General features: G+C 63.3%; 13 protein-coding genes and 3 pseudogenes. 11 read left to right on the top strand and 5 right to left on the bottom strand.

All coding sequences use genetic code 11. The features are described from left to right. Positions 1-376: 376 nt before the first annotated feature. Positions 377-499 (bottom strand): hypothetical protein, encoded by a 123-nt coding sequence (locus ASU23_RS35085; protein ID WP_256933449.1) that lies wholly within the window; start codon positions 497-499, stop codon positions 377-379. Between the two features lie 502 nt (positions 500-1001). On the opposite strand from ASU23_RS35085, the gene ASU23_RS05380 reads away from it, so the two are divergent. The 5 genes from ASU23_RS05380 to ASU23_RS05365 all read left to right on the top strand — a co-directional run bounded on the left by ASU23_RS05380 (position 1002) and on the right by ASU23_RS05365 (position 7214). Beyond that, positions 1002-1463, top strand: coding sequence for a hypothetical protein (locus tag ASU23_RS05380; protein WP_058037473.1), 462 nt, complete (start codon positions 1002-1004; stop codon positions 1461-1463). 568 nt (positions 1464-2031) lie between these two features. Continuing rightward, complete coding sequence (locus ASU23_RS05375) at positions 2032-2790, top strand: hypothetical protein (protein ID WP_058037472.1); 759 nt, start codon at positions 2032-2034, stop codon at positions 2788-2790. A 178-nt stretch (positions 2791-2968) separates the two neighbouring features. Continuing rightward, positions 2969-3100: a hypothetical protein gene (locus ASU23_RS35080; protein ID WP_256066028.1), complete on the top strand. Its 132-nt coding sequence runs from the start codon at positions 2969-2971 to the stop codon at positions 3098-3100. A 602-nt stretch (positions 3101-3702) separates the two neighbouring features. Beyond that, the gene (locus ASU23_RS05370) at positions 3703-6210 is read left to right on the top strand and encodes a LuxR family transcriptional regulator (RefSeq protein ID WP_172827023.1); all 2508 of its coding nucleotides are present in this window, start codon (positions 3703-3705) and stop codon (positions 6208-6210) included. A 182-nt stretch (positions 6211-6392) separates the two neighbouring features. Then, positions 6393-7214 carry an ABC transporter substrate-binding protein gene (locus ASU23_RS05365; protein WP_172827022.1) on the top strand — a complete coding sequence of 274 codons (822 nt, stop codon included), beginning with the start codon at positions 6393-6395 and terminating at the stop codon, positions 7212-7214. Between the two features lie 247 nt (positions 7215-7461). Here ASU23_RS05365 and ASU23_RS05355 read toward each other — a convergent pair. Beyond that, positions 7462-8087, bottom strand: a pseudogene (locus ASU23_RS05355) (transposase); the annotation flags it as partial. Between the two features lie 914 nt (positions 8088-9001). Here ASU23_RS05355 and ASU23_RS05350 point away from each other — a divergent pair. The 3 genes from ASU23_RS05350 (at position 9002) to ASU23_RS05340 (ending at position 10903) form a co-directional block, all read left to right on the top strand. Continuing rightward, complete coding sequence (locus ASU23_RS05350) at positions 9002-9637, top strand: GAF and ANTAR domain-containing protein (RefSeq protein WP_058037502.1); 636 nt, start codon at positions 9002-9004, stop codon at positions 9635-9637. A 119-nt stretch (positions 9638-9756) separates the two neighbouring features. Continuing rightward, positions 9757-10533, top strand: a complete 777-nt coding sequence (locus ASU23_RS05345; protein WP_058037468.1) for a GAF and ANTAR domain-containing protein — start codon at positions 9757-9759, stop codon at positions 10531-10533. A gap of 43 nt (positions 10534-10576) precedes the next feature. Then, positions 10577-10903, top strand: coding sequence for a hypothetical protein (locus tag ASU23_RS05340; RefSeq protein ID WP_156423099.1), 327 nt, complete (start codon positions 10577-10579; stop codon positions 10901-10903). A gap of 265 nt (positions 10904-11168) precedes the next feature. Here the strand turns inward: ASU23_RS05340 and ASU23_RS05335 are convergent. Both ASU23_RS05335 and ASU23_RS05325 read right to left on the bottom strand, forming a co-directional pair. After that, positions 11169-11660 (bottom strand): annotated as a pseudogene (locus ASU23_RS05335) (sigma-70 family RNA polymerase sigma factor); the annotation flags it as partial. Between the two features lie 699 nt (positions 11661-12359). Then, positions 12360-12866, bottom strand: a complete 507-nt coding sequence (locus tag ASU23_RS05325; RefSeq protein WP_058037465.1) for a MarR family winged helix-turn-helix transcriptional regulator — start codon at positions 12864-12866, stop codon at positions 12360-12362. Between the two features lie 145 nt (positions 12867-13011). Between ASU23_RS05325 and ASU23_RS05320 the strand changes: the two genes are divergently transcribed. The 3 genes from ASU23_RS05320 to ASU23_RS05310 all read left to right on the top strand — a co-directional run bounded on the left by ASU23_RS05320 (position 13012) and on the right by ASU23_RS05310 (position 16441). After that, positions 13012-15474, top strand: coding sequence for a molybdopterin oxidoreductase family protein (locus ASU23_RS05320; RefSeq protein WP_058037464.1), 2463 nt, complete (start codon positions 13012-13014; stop codon positions 15472-15474). Continuing rightward, positions 15471-15950, top strand: a complete 480-nt coding sequence (locus tag ASU23_RS05315; RefSeq protein ID WP_058037463.1) for a hypothetical protein — start codon at positions 15471-15473, stop codon at positions 15948-15950. Before ASU23_RS05320 ends, ASU23_RS05315 begins: the two co-directional genes overlap by 4 nt. 83 nt (positions 15951-16033) lie before the next feature. Beyond that, positions 16034-16441, top strand: a complete 408-nt coding sequence (locus ASU23_RS05310; protein WP_058037462.1) for a DUF952 domain-containing protein — start codon at positions 16034-16036, stop codon at positions 16439-16441. Between the two features lie 156 nt (positions 16442-16597). On the opposite strand, the pseudogene ASU23_RS05305 reads toward ASU23_RS05310, so the two are convergent. Further along, positions 16598-18178: pseudogene (locus ASU23_RS05305) on the bottom strand (FMN-binding glutamate synthase family protein). Positions 18179-18353: the final 175 nt, after the last annotated feature.

Genomic DNA, 18353 nt, shown 5'->3' with positions numbered 1-18353 from the left:
AACAACGGGGTGGGCACGGTGGTCACCGACGTAGGAGTCGTCGTAGTCGGGGCTGTGGGCGGCGCACTGGTGCAGAGTGCGCGGTGCTGCTCGTGCAGGAGGTGACGCTCTCGCGGTGGGATCCAGGGTCCTTCGTAGACGCGGAGGTCGCATCCGCGGCACTGGGTTCGGAAGTAGCCTTCGCTCATCGATCGGGTTCCTTTCGTTATTTCTCGGCGACGAGTCTCGGCGGGCGTGTGGGGGCTGCCGACAGTCATGATCGCGTGGGGAAACCGTAGCGTTGCCGCATCCGGGTGAGGGCCGCGATGTCTTCATCGTTGACCTGTGTCGCGGCCGCCCAGGCGAGGCTGTCGGTGTAGTCGCGTCGACGTTGTCGTCATTCCTCGGGCGTGAGGGCCGTCGCGGCGGTGTGAGGGTCCGCGCAGTTCGATTCGGTGTTCTCGAATTGCGCGAGGTACGCGGCGAGGATGGCGGCGTCACGGCGAAATCTACTCAACACTGCTGTCTCACCTCGGTATGGCAGCGGTCGTACCGTCTCCACGACGTACCGGAGACAAGTTCTATTTCAGGCATGGGACGTGACGCTCCATTCGGTCCCGACCTGATGAAGACAGTGCAATCTTTGATCAATCGGACTTTAGCATCGCATCGCAGAGGTTCAGTTATCCCCAAGCTATTGGTGGGGCGGTGGCAGCGCTTCCAGAACCCTGGGTCGAGATTTTCAGGCGAGCGTGGTTGGGCAGATACGAGCATCGCGCGTGGACAACCATGCAGTTACCGGTGTCGAGTTCGAACAGACGGACTTTCACCGCACACCCGTATCGTTCGCCCCCCGTTTTTGGGGTCTCGGCAAGCTCTGACGTGCGTACTACGGTCGAGCAGTCAAGTGGACGACCCATCAGACGACCCCACCAGCGTGGCCTCGGCAGCCCTCACTGACGCCGGTCCGGCCGTCACCGATCTGCAGAGAAAAGGGACAAACTATGCATCTTCGAAGGTTCATGACAACAACTGCAGCGATCGCCGCGACGACAGTTGCCGGAGCTGCAGTCGCGTCGGCCGACGTGGTCATCCCGCAGACCCCGACCGTCCAGACAAGCATCGCCGGTGACACGTTCAGCGCTACTGTCACCAACACCAACACGATCAATTCACACTGCGGCCTGACTGTGCTGACCGCCGACCTTGCACCAACAACTGTTTTCCCCGCCGGTTTCGATATCGGCACCTCGAACTGGGACACCCACCCTGATCCCGTGTTGCCCGGTGACACCAAGACGTACACCGTCGATGACCTTGCCGCGGGCACGTATGTCTTCTACGCCGGATGCACGACGACGGAGAACGAAAACTCCGAATGGGTGAACTCGATGGTGCAGGCGGACACGTTCACCATTACCGCGACAACGGGGGAAGAAGGAGGACCGGGCGGTTCCCTCGGAAATCTCTTCGGGTCGTCCTGACCCCAACTTGCCGTGTGAAACGGAACTGCGGCGTACGGAAACGGACACCGATGGTCAGCGGGCAGTGTGTCCGGGACGCTGCGGCCTGTTCCTGGTCGTAGGGTCGATAGTGTCGCCGTGTTCTCGACCCAACCCCGAGAGGATGGCGCCAGGGCTTGTCGGCCTTACTCATGAGCGTCGACGGCCCTGTTCGGTGCGCTGGCTTCTGTCACGGTTGTCAGCGCGCCAGGGCTCCACCGGCGAAGTCTCACTCCCTTTCCGGTGGAGCCCCTCGTTCGGACCGTGTCTCGGACAACGATTCCGCCAACGGGGAAAGGCTGGAGTCGGAGCGATCACGGCGGGCCGGCTTCGGTGAACGCAGAACCTGACTGCTTAACACCAATGGACGCATCATCCCATTCTATGAGAATTCGAACAGCGGCCTGAAAAGTGAAACACGTTACCGAACAACGGTTTCCAGTTGTCTGTAAATTACGGTCACGCGATAGTTAAACATTCACAAACCGGACAGTCTGTGCTAGTTTTTGCTGATCTTTACTTGCATTCCTTATCGAGAGGTTCAACTCGTATGTCCACCACTGCTCGCCGCGCCGGAATCGTCGCCGCACTCGTCAGCTCCGCAGCCCTGATCGCCCCCGCTTTCGCCGGCGCGCTGCCCACTGGTTCGCTCGGCTCGGACGAGACGGCTCCCGGCGTCACGTGCGATGCAACCTCCACCGAAACCAGCGCCAACGGCTGGGGTATCCCGTTCGACGACGAGAAGAACCAGACCGCTTCGTACTCGGCCGAGAATGTTCTCGACGAGGACGGCTCCCTCGAGCTCGCGGTCGACGGCGTCGAAGACCGCTCCGTGTCATATCACTCGGCGGGCGGTGTGAAGCTCTCCGACATCCTCGACACCGACATCAGCTTCGCCGAACGCGCGGCCACGGCGAAGGCATCGTTCCAGCTGCGGCTGAGCGGAACCACCGGCGGCAAGTTCACCGACACCACCGGCTTCACCACCCTCGTGTGGGTGCCTGACGCCACCGCACCGGACACCACCGACGGCGCCGTGCACACCGACCTGCAGGACGGGCAGTGGTGGAGCACCCAGAACATCGACGGCGCAAAGGACTTCGCCCGCGTGAGCCTCGACGCCATCGCCGAAGCTCAGCCGAACGCTGTCATCGACCACTACGGCATCAGTATCGGCCGCGGCTCAGCCGCAACCTCCACCCTCGTGGATGCGGTGACGTTCAACGGTTGCACCACCAACTTCGCCAAGAAGGACGCTGAGACCGGTACCGGCTCGCTCGGCAACCTGGGCAACATCTTCGGCAGCTAGGGAAACGACCGGGGCGTGACATCCGGAGCGGTGGCGGTCACGAACGGCCACCGCCCGGCGAACTGGCAGCCCCAAGTCGCAGAAGGGTGGGGGCGGACCCCGGTGTATGCGGGGGTCTGCCCCTCCTTGCTTTGCTGTTTGTCACTACCGTTCAATCGATAATTTCTGAGGAGTTTTCATGGGATCGTTCGATACCGCATCGCTGAGCACCGAATCGCTCGAGGATCTCAATCTCGGCAAGGTCAGCGAACTGCTCAAGCTCGGCATCACCGCAGTCTCTTTCATCACCGCCCTGAATTCGCTCAGCTGAGCGCTGCCTCGGGTTGAGGCGGGGGAGAATGTAGCCGGGGTTCGGGAACTTACCGCCGCCGGAGTCGGCTGATGTGGCGGACGGAGTTCCCGGCCCACTCGAGAATGCGGTGGACTTGACCAGTGATCGTGGTGAGCGTCGGTGGGCCCCTTCGGCACGCTGGCTTCCGTCTCGGTTCTCGCGCGCCAGACCCGTCTGTAGGTTCACCTCTTTGTCTACGGGTTCTCCCTGGGGGTTGGATGTGCACCCTGCCCCTTGTTCCATCTTGGTGACGAGCGGCCGGCATCACGACGAACGCGTCCTCCGACCGGGCCTGCCAGTCGCGAGCACAACCTGTGCCGCGTGCTATCGCGGCAATCTGTCCGCCAGTTGCTTCCATACCGGCTAGGGACCACAGGTCCTTACATCCCGTCGCCTTCATGAAATCGTTTGGTCTCGGTGACACCAATGGGGGGTGATTGCAGGGGTGATTTCAGGGATGAGAGGCGGGTGAGCCTTCGCATCGCTCCAGATGCCCGATACACATAGCAGGTCGGGTTCCTGTGGTTGTTTGTGCCGACGTTTTGTGCCGTGCACCGATGAAAATGAAAGAGTTCTTGTTCGTGGTTTCAGCCGATGTTCGTGCGTACGCATCCGAGATCCTCGCATCTGCCGAGTTGATCCCCTTGCGGCACAAGCTCGTGGTGATGCTCGAGAAAGCAGCTCGGCTCACTACCGTTCATTCGTTCCCTGGGTCGAGTACCGCTTCTGTGCTGCGAACGTGGGCGTCGTCGGGGTCGCCACGGGCCACCCTGGTTACACCGGTGCTCCGTCCCATTGGCGAAGCTGTCGACGAGATTCACGACCTCATCGCAGGGACGGAGCCGCCTGGGGGACGGATTGTTCTGACCTTCCTTCACCCGAACCCCGTCACTGATCCCGGTGTACATGCTTACCTCCTCGAACTGCTCGAGCAATACGGCCATGTCGATCTGATCGTTTCCACAACCCACCGTCGGTTGGAATGTGCTGCCCGGGAAGGTGGACTGACGGTCCAGACCATCAGCGCTGACGACCTCGTCTTCACCGAGGACGACGTCCACGCTCTCGCGTCCAGCGTCAACCTCCCCGCGTCGGTCGCCGAGGTGGTTCGTCACTGCACGGCCGGAATCCCTACCGTGGTGATGGATACGATCACCGAGTTGGCGCTCCGCCCCGTTGCCGTGTCAGGGTCGCCCGAGCAGTGGCGTGCCGCCGCGGAGCGATGTGTCGATCGCTACCTGGCGACCCTCACGCCCCGCGGGCGTAGCAGGCGTCTCGGGATTATTCTCGAGGCGTTGTCCATTGCGCATCTGATCGATTCCGATGTCGCGGCAGTGCTCACCGACAACACAGCGACCACCGAAGACCTCCTGGCGCTCGAGCAGTCGGGAATCCTTCTCGCAGTCCAATCTTCGGACGGCACGTCCGGGGCGTGGACGATGACGGCACCTCTGCGAACATTGTTGAGCCTTCGCCCCCGTGTGCAAGACACCGCACGCGGTGAGCGCAAGATCGCGCTGGCGCACCATCATCGCCGGACGCAGACACCGCATCTCGCACTCCGGTACGCCGCTGAGGCGCACGAGTGGCCATTGGTCGTGGATGTCGTCGAAGAGTCGTGGGTGTCCATGCTCGCCCAACACATGGCGTTACTGCGCGATATCCTTGTGCGCATTCCGCCCCAGTACACACAGAACAAGGTTGCCGTTCAAGCTGGACTGAATCTGTTCACACGCAACGGATCACGATCGACTAGCATGACCGATGGACTCCCCCGCACTGTCGAAACTTTGCGGCAGTTGGCCGCAACCGACGAGGGAATCGACCGACTACGTATAGGTTCCATTCAATCGATCATGCACCGTGTCTCGGGCGATTTCCCCGCTGCAGCCGAGTTGGCCGTACACCTTTCGCAACTGAGCGGGTACATCCTCGAAATCAACCCCGAGCGGATCACCGACGAACTTCCCGTCCTCCGGCTGCAATGGGGCATCACACACCAACTCGCCGGTGATCTGACCACGTCCTCGATCGAACTCAACATGGCCTATCGCGGTCGCGAAGCCGCCGACACCGGATTCGTCGCAGCCAACGCAGCCGGCAGCTCGGCAATGAACTGGGCGATGGTCGGCGAACCGACCCGCGCACAATTGTGGCTGGATTACCAGAGCAAGCATCCGATCCCGGCGGGCTGGCTGGAGCAGATGGTTCAAGTCAGCGGCCTCGTCGCCCGCACCCTCCTCGCCCTGGACCGCCTGGAGGTCGAAACCGCCGGCGACGCGCTAACGGCACTCGGCGAACCATCGCATCGAGAAGAGCTGTGGGCGTACATCGTCTATGCGCGGTGCCTGCATGCACTGGCGACCGGTACCGCCTTCTCCGCGCTGGTCTTTCTGCGCCGCCAACGCGCCGCGCACCCGCACCGCGTGCGAGCTGGATCTGCAGCGATGCCCCTCCTGGCTGCGATGGAAATCGATCTCATGCTCGCCTGCGGCGAAGGCAACAATGCCTCTGCCTTGGCGCAGACCCTGACCGCGCCCGAATCCCATCCCTGGACCCTGGTCTCCGTTGCACGACTGCACTATCTGACCGGCGACTACAACGCAGCCTTGACCCTGTGCCGAGAACTCGATGCCGACCAGCAAGCGCGATATCCAGGGCTGCACACCGAAGCTCTCCTGCTCGAAGCCAGCATCCACCTTCGTATGGGGCACCTCGTGCGCGCCGGGAACTGCTGGAGATGTGCCGTCACCGTCGCCGAACAAACCGGTGCCCTGCGCCCGTTCACTACGATCGCCGACGCGGACATCGACGAACTGCAGAAAATCGAACATTCGGAGCTGGTGTCCAATGTTCGCACCGACATTCGTCCGGTCTTCCCTCCCGCCGTGTCGCTCGTCGTGGTCACCGAACGCGAGCACGCCGTACTGGCCCTGCTCGCAACAGGAATGGGGACAGCCGACATAGCAAAGGAACTCTTCGTGTCCATCAATACCGTCAAAACCCAATTACGCAGCCTGTACCAAAAAATCGGGGCCCACAACCGCCATGATGTCGTCATCATGGCCAAGCACCTGTCCATCATCTGATGAGTTCCCGCCCCTCCTCGCCGCGGCCTCCTCACTTCAGGTTGGTGATGCTGGCACTTCTGACGTTCACTCTCGCTTGCTCCGCCTGCACATCGCCGCACCCCAACGCCGACGACAGTGCAAGTCTTGACGCAGCAGCCAGGACAGTGGTCCACAGCAGGGGAGCCACCACTGTGGCACACGTGCCGGAACGTATCGTCGCGCTGTCCTCATCCTGGGCCGACACCGTCATCGCCTTCGGGCGCACCCCCGTTGGTGTCGGATCCATTGCCGGTATCAGCACCTCCGGCGGGCACTTTCCCTGGCAAGGTGACTACGCGTCGACCTCGATCACGCTCACTCTGGTGGGCGCGCCCGCGTACGAACAAATCGCGGCCCTGGCACCGGACCTGATTCTGGCGGACTACTCCGCCCGCGACGCCGCCGTGTACAACGCTCTCAGCGCTATTGCACCGACCATCGCCCCACTCGCTTCCACTGGTTACGTCGACCCGTGGCGCGCACAAGTCAGCGTCCTCGGACAGATCTTCAACGAAACAGACCGCGCCGAGCGTCTGATCACCGACACTGACAACGCCATCGCCGATGTCGCCCGACGACATCCCAACCTCGCTGGGCGGACCTTCCTCATCGCCACAGCCCGCCCCGGCACCGTCGCCTTGATCGCTTCCGACACCGACCCGGCGGCCGCGTTGTTCGTCGAACTCGGAATGCGCATGGATTCCGAGATCGTCGCCCAATCCCACGGGGTAACACGGACCAACATCGCCGTCGAGAACGCACTGCCGATGATGGGTGCCGACCTACTTCTGATTCAAGGACAAGCAGCGTTGTTGGAGGCGTCGATACCGGTATGGGGCAACCTGCCCGCGGTGCGATCGGGCGCTGTCGCGCACATCGACGGTCCCCTGTCCGCGGCGCTCAGCGACCCCAGCGTCCTCGCCATCGCATATCTCCTGCGTGCGCTCGAGCCACAACTTCGGCAAGTCGGATCGGCATCATGAGCCTCGCCCTGCCCCTTCCGCGTCAGTGAACATGTGCGGGGTCTATCTCGCTAACCGCGTTCGACGGTTTCCGTCAGTAAGTTTCCGATCCCGGGCCAACGATCGGTGAACGTGATCGCACACGCGTTCAGCGCAGGCCCTTGCTTGTCGGGCCAGAGCGGGTCGCCAACACAGCCTTCGGTATCCGCCCTGGTGTTCTTCTGTCGACACGGGTCTATCTCTTTAACGGTGTTTCGGCGGTTTTCCATCAGTAAGTTTCCGATCCCGGCCAACGATCGGCGAACGTGATCGCAAACGCGTTCAGAGCAGGCTTCCACCTCGTTATCCATCGTGCCTGGCCCTTGCCTGTCGGGTCGAGCGAACGCGTCACCAAATACAGACACTTCAGCGCAGCCGCCTCGGTAGGGAAATGGCCACGAGCTTTCACCGCCCTCCGATAGCGGGCATTGAGGGACTCAATCGCGTTGGTAGAGCACAGCACTCGCCGTATCTCGGTGTCGTAATCGAGGAACGGGATGAACTCCTGCCAGGCATTGGTCCATAGTCGGATGATCGCCGGATACGTGTTGCCCCAATGTTCGGCGAGATCGTCGAACGCTGCACTCGCTGCCGCCTCAGTCGGGGCAGTGTAGATCGGCTTGAGATCGTGTTTGAGCCCGTCCCAGTGTTGCCGACCCGACAGCCGAAAGGTGTTGCGGATCAAATGGATTACACACGTTTGGACCGTGGTCGCCGGCCACACGTTCTCGACGACCTCCGGTAGACCGTTCAATCCGTCGCAGACCAGGAAGAAAACGTCCAGGGTACCCCGATTTCGAATGTCAGTCAGTACGGACAGAATTTGGCGCCCTCACCGCCGGTGCCGGCCCACAGTGAGTGCCGAGTTGTGTCGGGCGCGGTTTCTACGGGAGTTGGGTCAGCTTCGCGAGCGGTTTCCCGATGACGAGGTGGTGATCGGTTCGTACGAGAGTGTCGTCGACAGTGACGACGAGGTGGTGTTCGGGTTGTTGATCGGGTTGGTGGGCCCGGCTGCTCCTGCGTGCGCAGATGTGTTGTGGGAGTGTGTGAGTGGGTTTCTTCGGGACCTGCGGCGGGTAGAGTTGTTCAGTGATCCGATACAGGGGAGAAGTCCTGTGCGGGGGCGTTATTCGCGGTACACGCCGCCGTTGAATCGTCCGATTGTCCGGCTGTAATCGAGTGTTGGCAGGTGCATGCGGGATGCCAACCCGGATCGATCGGTTCTCGTGCCCTCGCCGTCGAGTGCCATGGGATTCGCACAGACGGGTTCCGGTTGGTGCGTGCCGGCGAGATCTGCTCGGCGACTCGTTGCCTGTGCAGTGCTCCGCCGTACCGCTAGTTACCCGCTGGGGAAGGGGTGAACCGGCGCTGCGCAGTGCCGGGTGGCGGGCGCTGCGACGCCGGGGTTGCTGTGGGAATTGTGTCGCTGTTGGTTGCTCTCGCTGCGCACGGTTTGAGGGAACTGATGTTGGGGAAGGAATCGGGGATGAGTACAGCGGAGCAGACGTATCATCCGGGACAGAAAGCGCCGGTCAGCGGCTTCTACGAATGTGATTGCGGTGACGCGCACCGGGTCTACCGATGTCGCCGGCCACGTGTTGCCGCCACTGCCACAAGGATGCTCGGGCGGGGTGTGGCGACTGAAAGAAGCTCGGCCACAGTAGAGTTGATGTGCACGCGTGACACGGGCGGTACCCAGCCCGGGAAGGTACTTCTTCGATGTCGACAGACCTGTCCCCCGCGAGTTTCATCCGTCGGAGCCGTTCGAGGTGACAAAGCAGCTGGCGCGTGAGCTTGTGCGCGAGACGGGGGTCGACGGGGTCGGTGTCGCTGTTTTTGCGACCGACTCGACACGTGATCTCGTCTACGCCAGCGACGGCGTCGCGGAGGAGCTCGACGAAACGCAGTTCACGCTCGGGGAAGGTCCGTGCCTGGATGCTTTCCGTTTCGATAGCCCGGAGCTGCACGCCGACATGGCTGGCGGTGAGGCACGTGCGCGGTGGCCACTGTTCACGGCCCAGGTGTTGGGGTTGGGGGCGGCGAGCGTCTACGCCTACCCCCTCGGCGGTGGAGGGTCCCCGTTCGGGGTGCTCGAGTTGTACGGCAGTTCGCCGATTGCATTGGCGCAGTCCGAGGACGTGAAGTGTCGCTCGTACGCGCACACGATCGCTCATGCGGTGCTTGCCGAACTCGCTCCGGTGTACGCCTTGACGTCGGGGAGTGATGTGGGGGTGTTTCGGCGCGGGAACGTGAACGTCGCGTCCGGGATACTCGCTGCCTACCACAGGATTTCGGTAGAGGAGGCGATGGTGCGTCTGCGTGCGCGGGCTTTCTCGCGGCAACACCGCATCACGGCGGTCGCTCAGGGCGTCATCGCCGGGGATCGTTTCGACACCGACGAGTGACAGCGGGGGCATCACGTCATTGCTGTCCTGGGGCGGTAGGGTCACGGTATCGGTGAAACCAGCGCCGCCACCCTTTTTGAGTCTCGCAGGATGGTGCCTGCGAGATAGGACCATCCATCATGACTCGCGACGAACTCTGTACTGCGCTCGATGCGCCTGCGCCGCATGTTGACGTCATCACCGCGCAGCAATACGACTCCGACGACATAGCGGTCGCGGTGGAGCGTTTCGGTGCGCTCCTACGAACCCCGATGCCCTTACCTTCGCTGCTGCAATCAGTGTGTGCGCAAGTGGTGGCGACGATCCCCACGGCGGACATGGCCGGCGTCACCGTCCTCTCCCCACGAGACAAAGAACCGGAGACGGTCGCGTGCACCGACGAGCGCGCCCTCGACGTCGACGTCGATCAGTACCGCGCGAACGAAGGGCCGTGTCTGGAAGCGGCACGCACCCGGCAGGTGGTGCGGGTACGCATCGACGACGCCGCACTACGGTGGCCCGAGTTCGCGAAGAACGTCGCCGGAATGGGAGTGGCAAGCTACCTCTCGGCGCCGCTCACGATCGATGACGACCATGTGGGGGCGTTGAATCTCTACAGTTACGACGATCACGGGTTCAGCGAGATCGACGAGGTGCTGTTGCAGGTGTTCGTCGCCGCGGTCGAGGGCGCGGTATGGAATGCACGGCGGGCGGAGCAGTGGCGAGTCGAGGTCGAGGGTCTGCAGGAGGCGATGAAGACGCGGGCGGCGATCGAGCAGGCCAAGGGAATGCTGATGGTGTTGCATGGGATCAGTGCGGAGCGTGCGTTCGAGGTGCTGGTCGAACAGTCCCAGTCGCGCAATATTCGGGTCGCGGCGATTGCGGCCGAGGTCGTGGAAACACTGACCAAGCAGTAGCCGCAGACGGGGATATCGGAGAAGAACATAAGGAGAATGCGTGGTGGACTGGTTTGTATCAATATGGGATGAGGATTCGGAGGCTCACCTGTACCGCGGCGGTGAAGGGTTTGATCGTGCGTCGGTGATCGAGCAGGCGGTTGCCGCGGGGCGGTTGATCGTGCGCCGCGAGGACGGTTCGATCGTCGGAGTGGTAGGAAAAGTGGTCATCGACGGCACCCCGGTTGACGCGATCGCGTTCGGCGACTTCAGTGTGAGTGATGACGAGCTCCGCGGTCTCCTGGCCACCAAGCTTGACCGCGTGCAGGGATCTTCGGAGCTCGGCCGGAGTGCTGGCTCGTCGAGTGGGGTCGAATTCCGGAAGGGCTGACTGGGATCGGGAGTTTGGCTGCCAATTGTTTTTCTGTTCAACGTCTTCCGTGCGCTGCCGTGTGAAGTATCTAGGTGTCCGTGCCGGTAGGAAGTTTTGTGGGGTCCGCCGGGCCGGAGCGCGGGGTGCACTGTCCGGCGGACCGATCCGAAGCTTCGCCGCCGGGGGTGTTCAGACATCGGCGTGGCTGTGCGATCGCGAATTTAGGGTCGGAGATTCGAAAATGTTGGGCGGAGCCGGGTTTCAGGTGAGTTTTCCGAGTTCGAAAGAATCGGTAGAGCAGGATGGTGCGTTCTCGTTCGGGGAGGGCGAGGAGTGCGGGTCGGAGGGTTTCGTGGTTGTCGATGCCGTCGAGGGCGGTGTCGTAGTCTCCGCGGGTGTCTGCGAGGGAGACGCCGTCTTTGAAGGTCTCCACGTCGAGGGATGTCGACTGGTACGAGTCGCCGGCGGCGACGATCTGCCCGATCTCGGACGGTTCTACGCCGATCTCGTCGGCGAGTTCGGGTGTGGTGGGTTCGCGGCCGAGGTGTTGTGTGAGCGAGGATTGCGCTTTCTTGAGGGCGAGGTAGTTTTCCTGCAGTGAGCGTGGGACGCGGACACCCCACCCTTTGTCGCGGAAGTGTTTGCGCACTTCTCCCATCATTGTGGGAAGGGCGAAGGACAGGAAGTCTTTCCCTTTGTCGAGGTCGAAGCGGTTGACTGCGCTGACCAGGCCGAGGCGGGCGACCTGGACGAGGTCGTCGTGAGATTGTCCGCGGGTGTTGATCGGGTGCTACGAGGCGGTCGTGGACGGCGGCGATGATGTGGTGTTCGGTTTGTTGATCGGGTTGGTGGGCCCATCGGCGCCGGTGTGTGCTGATGAGTTGTGGGAGTGTGTGAGCGGGTTTCTTCGCGACTTGAGGCGGGTGGAGTTGTTCGGCGAGCCGATTCGGTGGAGGAGCCCTGCGCGGGGGCGCTGTTCGCGGTACACGCCGCCGCCTGGACGTCCGGTAATCCGGCAATGATGCGCGGGGCGAACTTAGTTCAGAGACGGTGGCCTCATGCGCCTGACAGAGACCGCCTCTGAACCGGGGCGATTCGTGTCCGCGCTGCGCTTCATATTTGCCGGCCGTTTCAGTTCCTGCGCTTGTTTGATGCCGTAGTCGGCGGTGGGGCGGTGGGGAATGGAAACTCGGAGGTGGTGAACTCGATGGTGTCTACGAAGACGTTCACCATTCCGGCAGAAGGGAAGGAGGATCGGTCAACGAGGTTGTCGCACGGGCGGGCACTCACTTGTCACTGCCCTCGTGGTGATGAACCAACCTCCAGACGCGGCCGATTTCGTCGCTGGATCTCCTGCAAACTCGATCGTCGGCCGTGGCGTACACGCGTCGAGGACACTCCCCGACGCTGCCCGGTGCGCCCGGGCCCACGCCAGCTGCTCCCGGAGTCCGGTGACTGTTCAGCAGGTGCTCGTTCAGTGGGCCGGCGGCCACAACAGGGTCAAGATGTCGCCGTCGATCGGTTCGCCCGCGGCGGCGGCGAACCGGCGCATGGTGTAGGCCAAGGCATTACGGTCATCGGACGTCATCCGCGCCAGGACCGCCGATATCGCCTCCCGGCGGTGGGCGCTGACCCGGTCCACCAGTTCTTGTCCGGCAGGAGTGAGGGTCAACGTCAGGTGCCGGCGATCGTCGAGCGCGTCGCGCCGATCCAACAGGCCGGCTTTGATCAGCCGGTCCACCGCCCGGGAGGCGTTCGAGGGATGCACCGCGAGTGCCGCAGCAACAGCAGCCAAGTTCACGGGCCCGCGGGTGTCGACCAAGACCAGGATCCGCAGGTGCGGCACCGTGACGAGTTCTTCCGCCTCGGCGACGGAGGCTGCGGCGATGCCGACCAGGGTCCGCGAGGCCCAGAGCACCGCGTCCACCTGCTCGGTGAAATGGTTCTCCGCATCGACCCCGTGCTCTCTTACTGCGCTCATACCCACATCCTGCACTCAGCCATTGCGCAGTCGCAACCATTGCGCGTTTGATGGGAGGAACATTACTACCGATGCCCGGTCAGGGGCGGGGTACTACGTAACCTCACCGGGCTACTGATCCGCTCCGTGCGGGAAGGAGTTGTCGATGACCGTTTCACGGGACCGAATCGCTGAACCGTGGGGTGCGCGCACCCCGTACGGGCGGGGGCAGGGGTGGCCGCAACGGGTGGATCAGCACCTCGCTGAGGGCGTCGAGTCGGGGTCGGTGGATCGGTGGGTGCAGTCCGCGTCGATTCTGCATTCCAATGGTGACGCGCTCGATATCGCGGTGAAGGACGGTGCGATCGTCGGTGTCCGAGGGCGCGGGGTCGACCGGGTCAACCGGGGGAGGTTGGGGCCGAAGGATCTGTTCGGGTGGCAGGCCAACGGATCGAAGGACCGGCTCACCCGGCCGTTGATCCGCCGCGGCGGCGCCCTGGTGGAGACGGACTGGGATACCGCGATGAACGCCGTAGTGGCCCGCAGTCGGCAACTGTTGGACGATCAGGGGCCGAGCGCGATCGGGTTCTACACCTCGGGGCAGTTGTTTCTCGAGGAGTATTACGCCCTCGGGGTGATCGCCCACGGGGCGATCGGCACCAATCACGTGGACGGAAACACCCGCCTGTGCACCGCGACCGCCGCCGAGGCACTCAAGGAATCGTTCGGCTGCGACGGGCAACCCGCCTCCTACACCGACATCGACCACGCCGACGTGATTGCTCTGTTCGGGCACAACGTGGCCGAAACGCAGACGGTGTTGTGGTCCCGGATCCTGGATCGGCTCGCCGGGCCGAATCCGCCGGCAATTCTGTGTGTCGATCCGCGGCCGACACCGGTCGCCCAGCACGCCACCGTCCACCTGGCGCCGCTGCCGGGTACCAACGTCGCGCTGATGAACGGACTGCTCCATGAGATCGTCGAGCACGACTGGATCGACAGGCAGTGGATCGAGCAGCATACTGTCGGTTTCGAGGACCTGCGCACCCAACTCGCTCCTTACACGCCGGAGAAGGTGGCGTCGATCTGCGACGTACCGGTGGCGGATCTGCGCGAAGCCGCCCGGCTGATCGGCATGACCGATCGTCTGCTGTCGACGGTACTGCAAGGCTTCTACCAGTCCCATCAAGCCACTGCCGCTGCTGTGCAGGTCAACAACGTGCACCTGATCCGCGGCATGCTCGGCAAACCCGGCTGCGGGGTACTGCAGATGAACGGACAACCCACCGCGCAGAACACCCGCGAATGCGGCGCCGACGGTGACCTTGCCGGATTCCGCAACTGGGCCAACGACTCTCACGTCGCCGAACTCGCGCAGTTGTGGAACATCGACCCCTCCCAGATTCCGCACTACGGCCCGCCCACGCATGCGATGCAGATGTTCCGGTACGCCGAACAGGGCTCGTTGAAGATGTTGTGGGTGAGCGCGACGAATCCCGCGGTATCACTGCCCGAACTCGCGCGGATCCGGTCGATCCTGTCTCAGGACAGGCTCTTCCTCGTTGTGCAGGACATTTTTCTGACCGAGACCGCACAGCTGGCAGATGTGGTGCTTCCCGCAGCGGCGTGGGGAGAGAAGACCGGGACCTTCACCAACGTCGACCGCACCGTGCACCTGTCCGACAAAGCGGTGGAACCGCCCGGGCAGGCGCGCCCGGATCTGGACATCTTCCTCGACTACGCCCGCCGAATGGACTTCCGCGACAAGGACGGTGGCCCACTGCCGGCGTGGCACGACGCGGAAACCGCGTTCGCGGCGTGGAAGGACTGCTCCGCAGGCAGACCCTGCGACTACACCGGCATCACCTACGAGCGGCTGCGCGGCGGATCCGGAATCCAATGGCCCTGCAACACCGAACATCCCGGCGGCACCGAACGCCTCTATACCGGCGGCGAATTCTTCTCCGCACCCGAGTACTGCGAATCGTACGGCAAGGATCTGGTCACCGGCACTCCGCTCGAACCCACCGAATACCGAGCCCTCAATCCGGACGCCAAAGCGATCATCAAAGCCGCGGAGTATCTTCCGGCGCACGAAAAACCCGATGAGCGTTACCCGTTCGCGTTGATCACCGGCCGCACCCTGTACCACTTTCATACCCGCACCAAGACCGGTCGTGCCCGCCAACTCGACGACGCAGCCCCTGCTGTGTGGGTCGAGATCTCGCGAGCGGACGCACGCAACCTCGGCATCGAGGAGGGGGACCTGCTCGAGGTCTCCTCTCCCCGCGGGCTCCTGCACGCCCAGGCCCGGGTGAGCGGCATCCGGTCCGGAGTGTTGTTCGTTCCGTTCCACTACGGCTACTGGGACACTGGTGGCGGCGAGCACGACCGCGCGGCGAACGAACTGACGATCACCGACTGGGATCCGGTGTCCAAGCAGCCGATCTTCAAGACCGCCGCCGCGGCGGTGACCCGGATTCGCGCCGGCGACGGTCCGGCGCCCGCCCCGACCACCACCGCCTCCGCCCCTGCCACACCGGCAGCGGCGTCGATCCCGTCGACCGTCGGCGGAGCGGCGGCGATGGTGACCGAACACCTGCCCTCGACCCCGAAGGTGACCGAATGAAGATCAATCTGGCATTGCGGGAGCTGCACCGCTCCGAACACACACTCGCCCTGGCCCTCGCTGCTGTGTCAGCTCGGCACGCGACCGACCACGAGATCCATCACGTCGCCTACGATCTCGCCGAATGGTCACGCACCCATCTGCGTGAGCTCGCAGCCGCCGCAACCCGCTACGATCTCGATCTGGACGCTGCACCGCGCACCGTGCCGTTGACGTCCCCGATCCAAGCGAAACTGAGCGAACTGCTCGGCCACCGGCCAGAACCCGCCCTGGTGTTGTTGATGGATTTGCGCCGTTTGCACCGCGTCACCGCGGGCGTGTCCGTCGATTGGGAACTTCTCGCCCAAGGCGCGCAGGCGGTCAAGGATCAGGACTTGCTCGCGCTCACCGCGCGCTGCCATCCGCAGACGCTACGGCAGCTGCGATGGTCCAATGCGATGCTCAAAGTGCTTGCGCCTCAAGTCTTGGCCAGCTAACAGCGGCGGGGACGGGCACGTGCCCTGCACGCCCGCGTCCCGATCGATTGTCGGAGTCCGCCTGTGAGGAAAGGAGTAGTGAGATGAGTGGCCCACGCATCGTGCATGTGGCGCTGGCCGACGACTGGGAGGGCTGTCGGCGCTTCGGGGAATACGACGTCGCCACGGTAGCAACCTCGTTCGACGACATCGGATACATTCACGCCAGCACCAGCATGCATCTACCAGCCGTACTCGAGCAGCCCTACGGCCAGGTGAAGTTGCCGCTGCTGTTGATCGTGCTCGACGAACAGAGTCTCGCCGCTGCCGGAATCGATATCAGCTGGCGCACCGACGGGAGCGCGCAGCTCACTCCGCGGATACTCTCGCCCTTCCCGATGGAGGCTCCGATCGTCGTCGAGGCCATCGAACTCGACTACGAAGACGGCGGATGGGTGACGCCGGACCTGGCAGGTTTCGCCGTGCGCGAGGATGCGCCCGCGCCGCTGTGACCGCTCGCCCATCATCTACTCGTCCGAGGTCTGCCGTTGTCGCTGTTCGATCGACAGCCCGGCATCGACGGGCGCGATCTGGCGGATCCGAGCCAGCGACGCGCGGTGACCCCGCCACGGAACGTGCGCGCGGAGGTTCGCTGGAACGGGTCGCCGTCAGTGCTCGGGGATCGGGCGAAACGAATCCGGTGACGCCGCATACCAATCCGCCGCCCACGACGGCGGCGGGTCGGACAACAGCTCACCCGTGCGCAGCCGTGGATAGATTTCGGCGTAGGACCGGATGTCGGTGGGTGATACTTTCTTGCGCAGCATCTCGGTGGTCAGTTCGGCCGGGTGACGGGCGCCCATCGATGCCATGATCTCCACTGCCTGGCGCACGGTGCTCTCGTGGTATCGCTGGACGCGACGAGATTTGTCGGGCACGTCCAAGGCGCGTGTTCGTTTCGGATCCTGGGTGGCGACACCGACCGGGCAGGTGTTGGTGTTACAGCGCTGCGCTTGAATGCACCCGATGGCCATCATCATGGCGCGGGCAGAATTGGTGTAATCCGCACCTTGAATGAGCCGCTTGACGATGTCGGTACCGGTGGCGATCTTCCCACTTGCGCCGATGGCGATCCTGCCGCGCAGCCTGGTGCCGACCAGCGCGTTGTGCACGGTCATCAACCCTTCCGTGAGAGGGAGCCCGACGTTGTCCTCGTATTCGAGTGGTGCAGCGGCAGTTCCGCCCTCCGCGCCGTCGACGATGACGAAGTCCGGGATAGTTCCTTCCGCCTGCATAGCTTTACAGATTGCGAGGAACTCGATCCGGGACCCCACACACAATTTGAAACCCACCGGTTTACCGCCGCTGAGTTCACGTAGCTGCGCGAGGAAGCGCACGAGTTCGCGGGGAGTGTGGAAGACGGAATGGGCGGAGGGACTGACACATTTCTGCCGCGGCGGGACACCGCGGTAACGGGCGATTTATTCGCTGACTGTCGCCGCCGGCAACACTCCGCCGACACCGGGTTTCGCTCCCTGGCTGAGCTTGAGTGAGATCGCCCTCACATTCTCGTGGGCGGATTTGTCGGCGAACTGCGCCGCGTCGAACTCGCCGCGCCGGGTGCGGGCACCGAAGTACCCCGAACCCAGCTCCCACACGAGATCACCGCCCCCGTCGAGATGATAAGGGGTGATGCCTCCTTCGCCGGTGTCGTGCGCGAAGTGCCCGGCGGCAGCGCCTGTGTTGAGCGCACGCAGAGCGTTGGCAGAGAGCGCGCCGAAGCTCATCGAAGAAACGTTGAGCAACGACATCGAGTACGGCTTGCTGCAATCCGGTCCGCCGAGCATTACCCGCGGCGGCTCCTCCGGTTCCGGAACAGGCGATGCCGAGTGCACGAGATATTCGTAGCCCACCTCGCCGATATCACGTTCGGTACCGAACGAGAGCTCCCCGTGTATGCCTTTGGCGCGCTCGTAGATGACCGTGCGCACGTCTCGGTCGAACGGACGACCGTCGAAGTTCCGCTCGATGAAGTACTGCTGCAACTCCGGTCGCACGCTTTCGAGAAGGTAGCGCAGATGCCCGACTACCGGATAGATCCGTAGCAGTGAATGCCGGCGCTGGGCGACATCGAAAATCCCCACACCAAGCAGGACAACGCAGACGGTAACCAACAGCCACCATCCCGCGCCCACGAGCGTTGCCACGATGCCGAGCACGAGTAGTGCAAGTCCAAGAGAACCGACCATGAAAATTCGCAGCACCGAACACCTCTCATCGAGCAGGGATCGTCGCACAGGCACCCCAGACCAACGTAGCTCGACGATAATCGCCCGGCCACCTGCGTCCCCGGACGGGTGACCGATGATGCAACAACCCTCGCGGCCGATTGCGCCGCTCCGTGACACGGTCGCAGGCAGTCGA

The organism is Rhodococcus sp. KB6 (genome assembly GCF_001445685.1).
In the GTDB taxonomy this organism is placed as follows: domain Bacteria; phylum Actinomycetota; class Actinomycetes; order Mycobacteriales; family Mycobacteriaceae; genus Rhodococcus_F; species Rhodococcus_F qingshengii.
This window is presented reverse-complemented; position numbering and strand designations above follow the sequence as displayed.

Coding starts and splice junctions, on each gene's coding strand:
- ASU23_RS05380 (WP_058037473.1), top strand. CDS start 1,002: ATGACAACAACTGCAGCGATCGCCGCGACGACAGTTGCCGGAGCTGCA.
- ASU23_RS05310 (WP_058037462.1), top strand. CDS start 16,034: ATGAGTGGCCCACGCATCGTGCATGTGGCGCTGGCCGACGACTGGGAG.
- ASU23_RS35080 (WP_256066028.1), top strand. CDS start 2,969: ATGGGATCGTTCGATACCGCATCGCTGAGCACCGAATCGCTCGAGGAT.
- ASU23_RS05320 (WP_058037464.1), top strand. CDS start 13,012: ATGACCGTTTCACGGGACCGAATCGCTGAACCGTGGGGTGCGCGCACC.
- ASU23_RS05325 (WP_058037465.1), bottom strand. CDS start 12,866: ATGAGCGCAGTAAGAGAGCACGGGGTCGATGCGGAGAACCATTTCACC.
- ASU23_RS05375 (WP_058037472.1), top strand. CDS start 2,032: ATGTCCACCACTGCTCGCCGCGCCGGAATCGTCGCCGCACTCGTCAGC.
- ASU23_RS05345 (WP_058037468.1), top strand. CDS start 9,757: ATGACTCGCGACGAACTCTGTACTGCGCTCGATGCGCCTGCGCCGCAT.
- ASU23_RS05315 (WP_058037463.1), top strand. CDS start 15,471: ATGAAGATCAATCTGGCATTGCGGGAGCTGCACCGCTCCGAACACACA.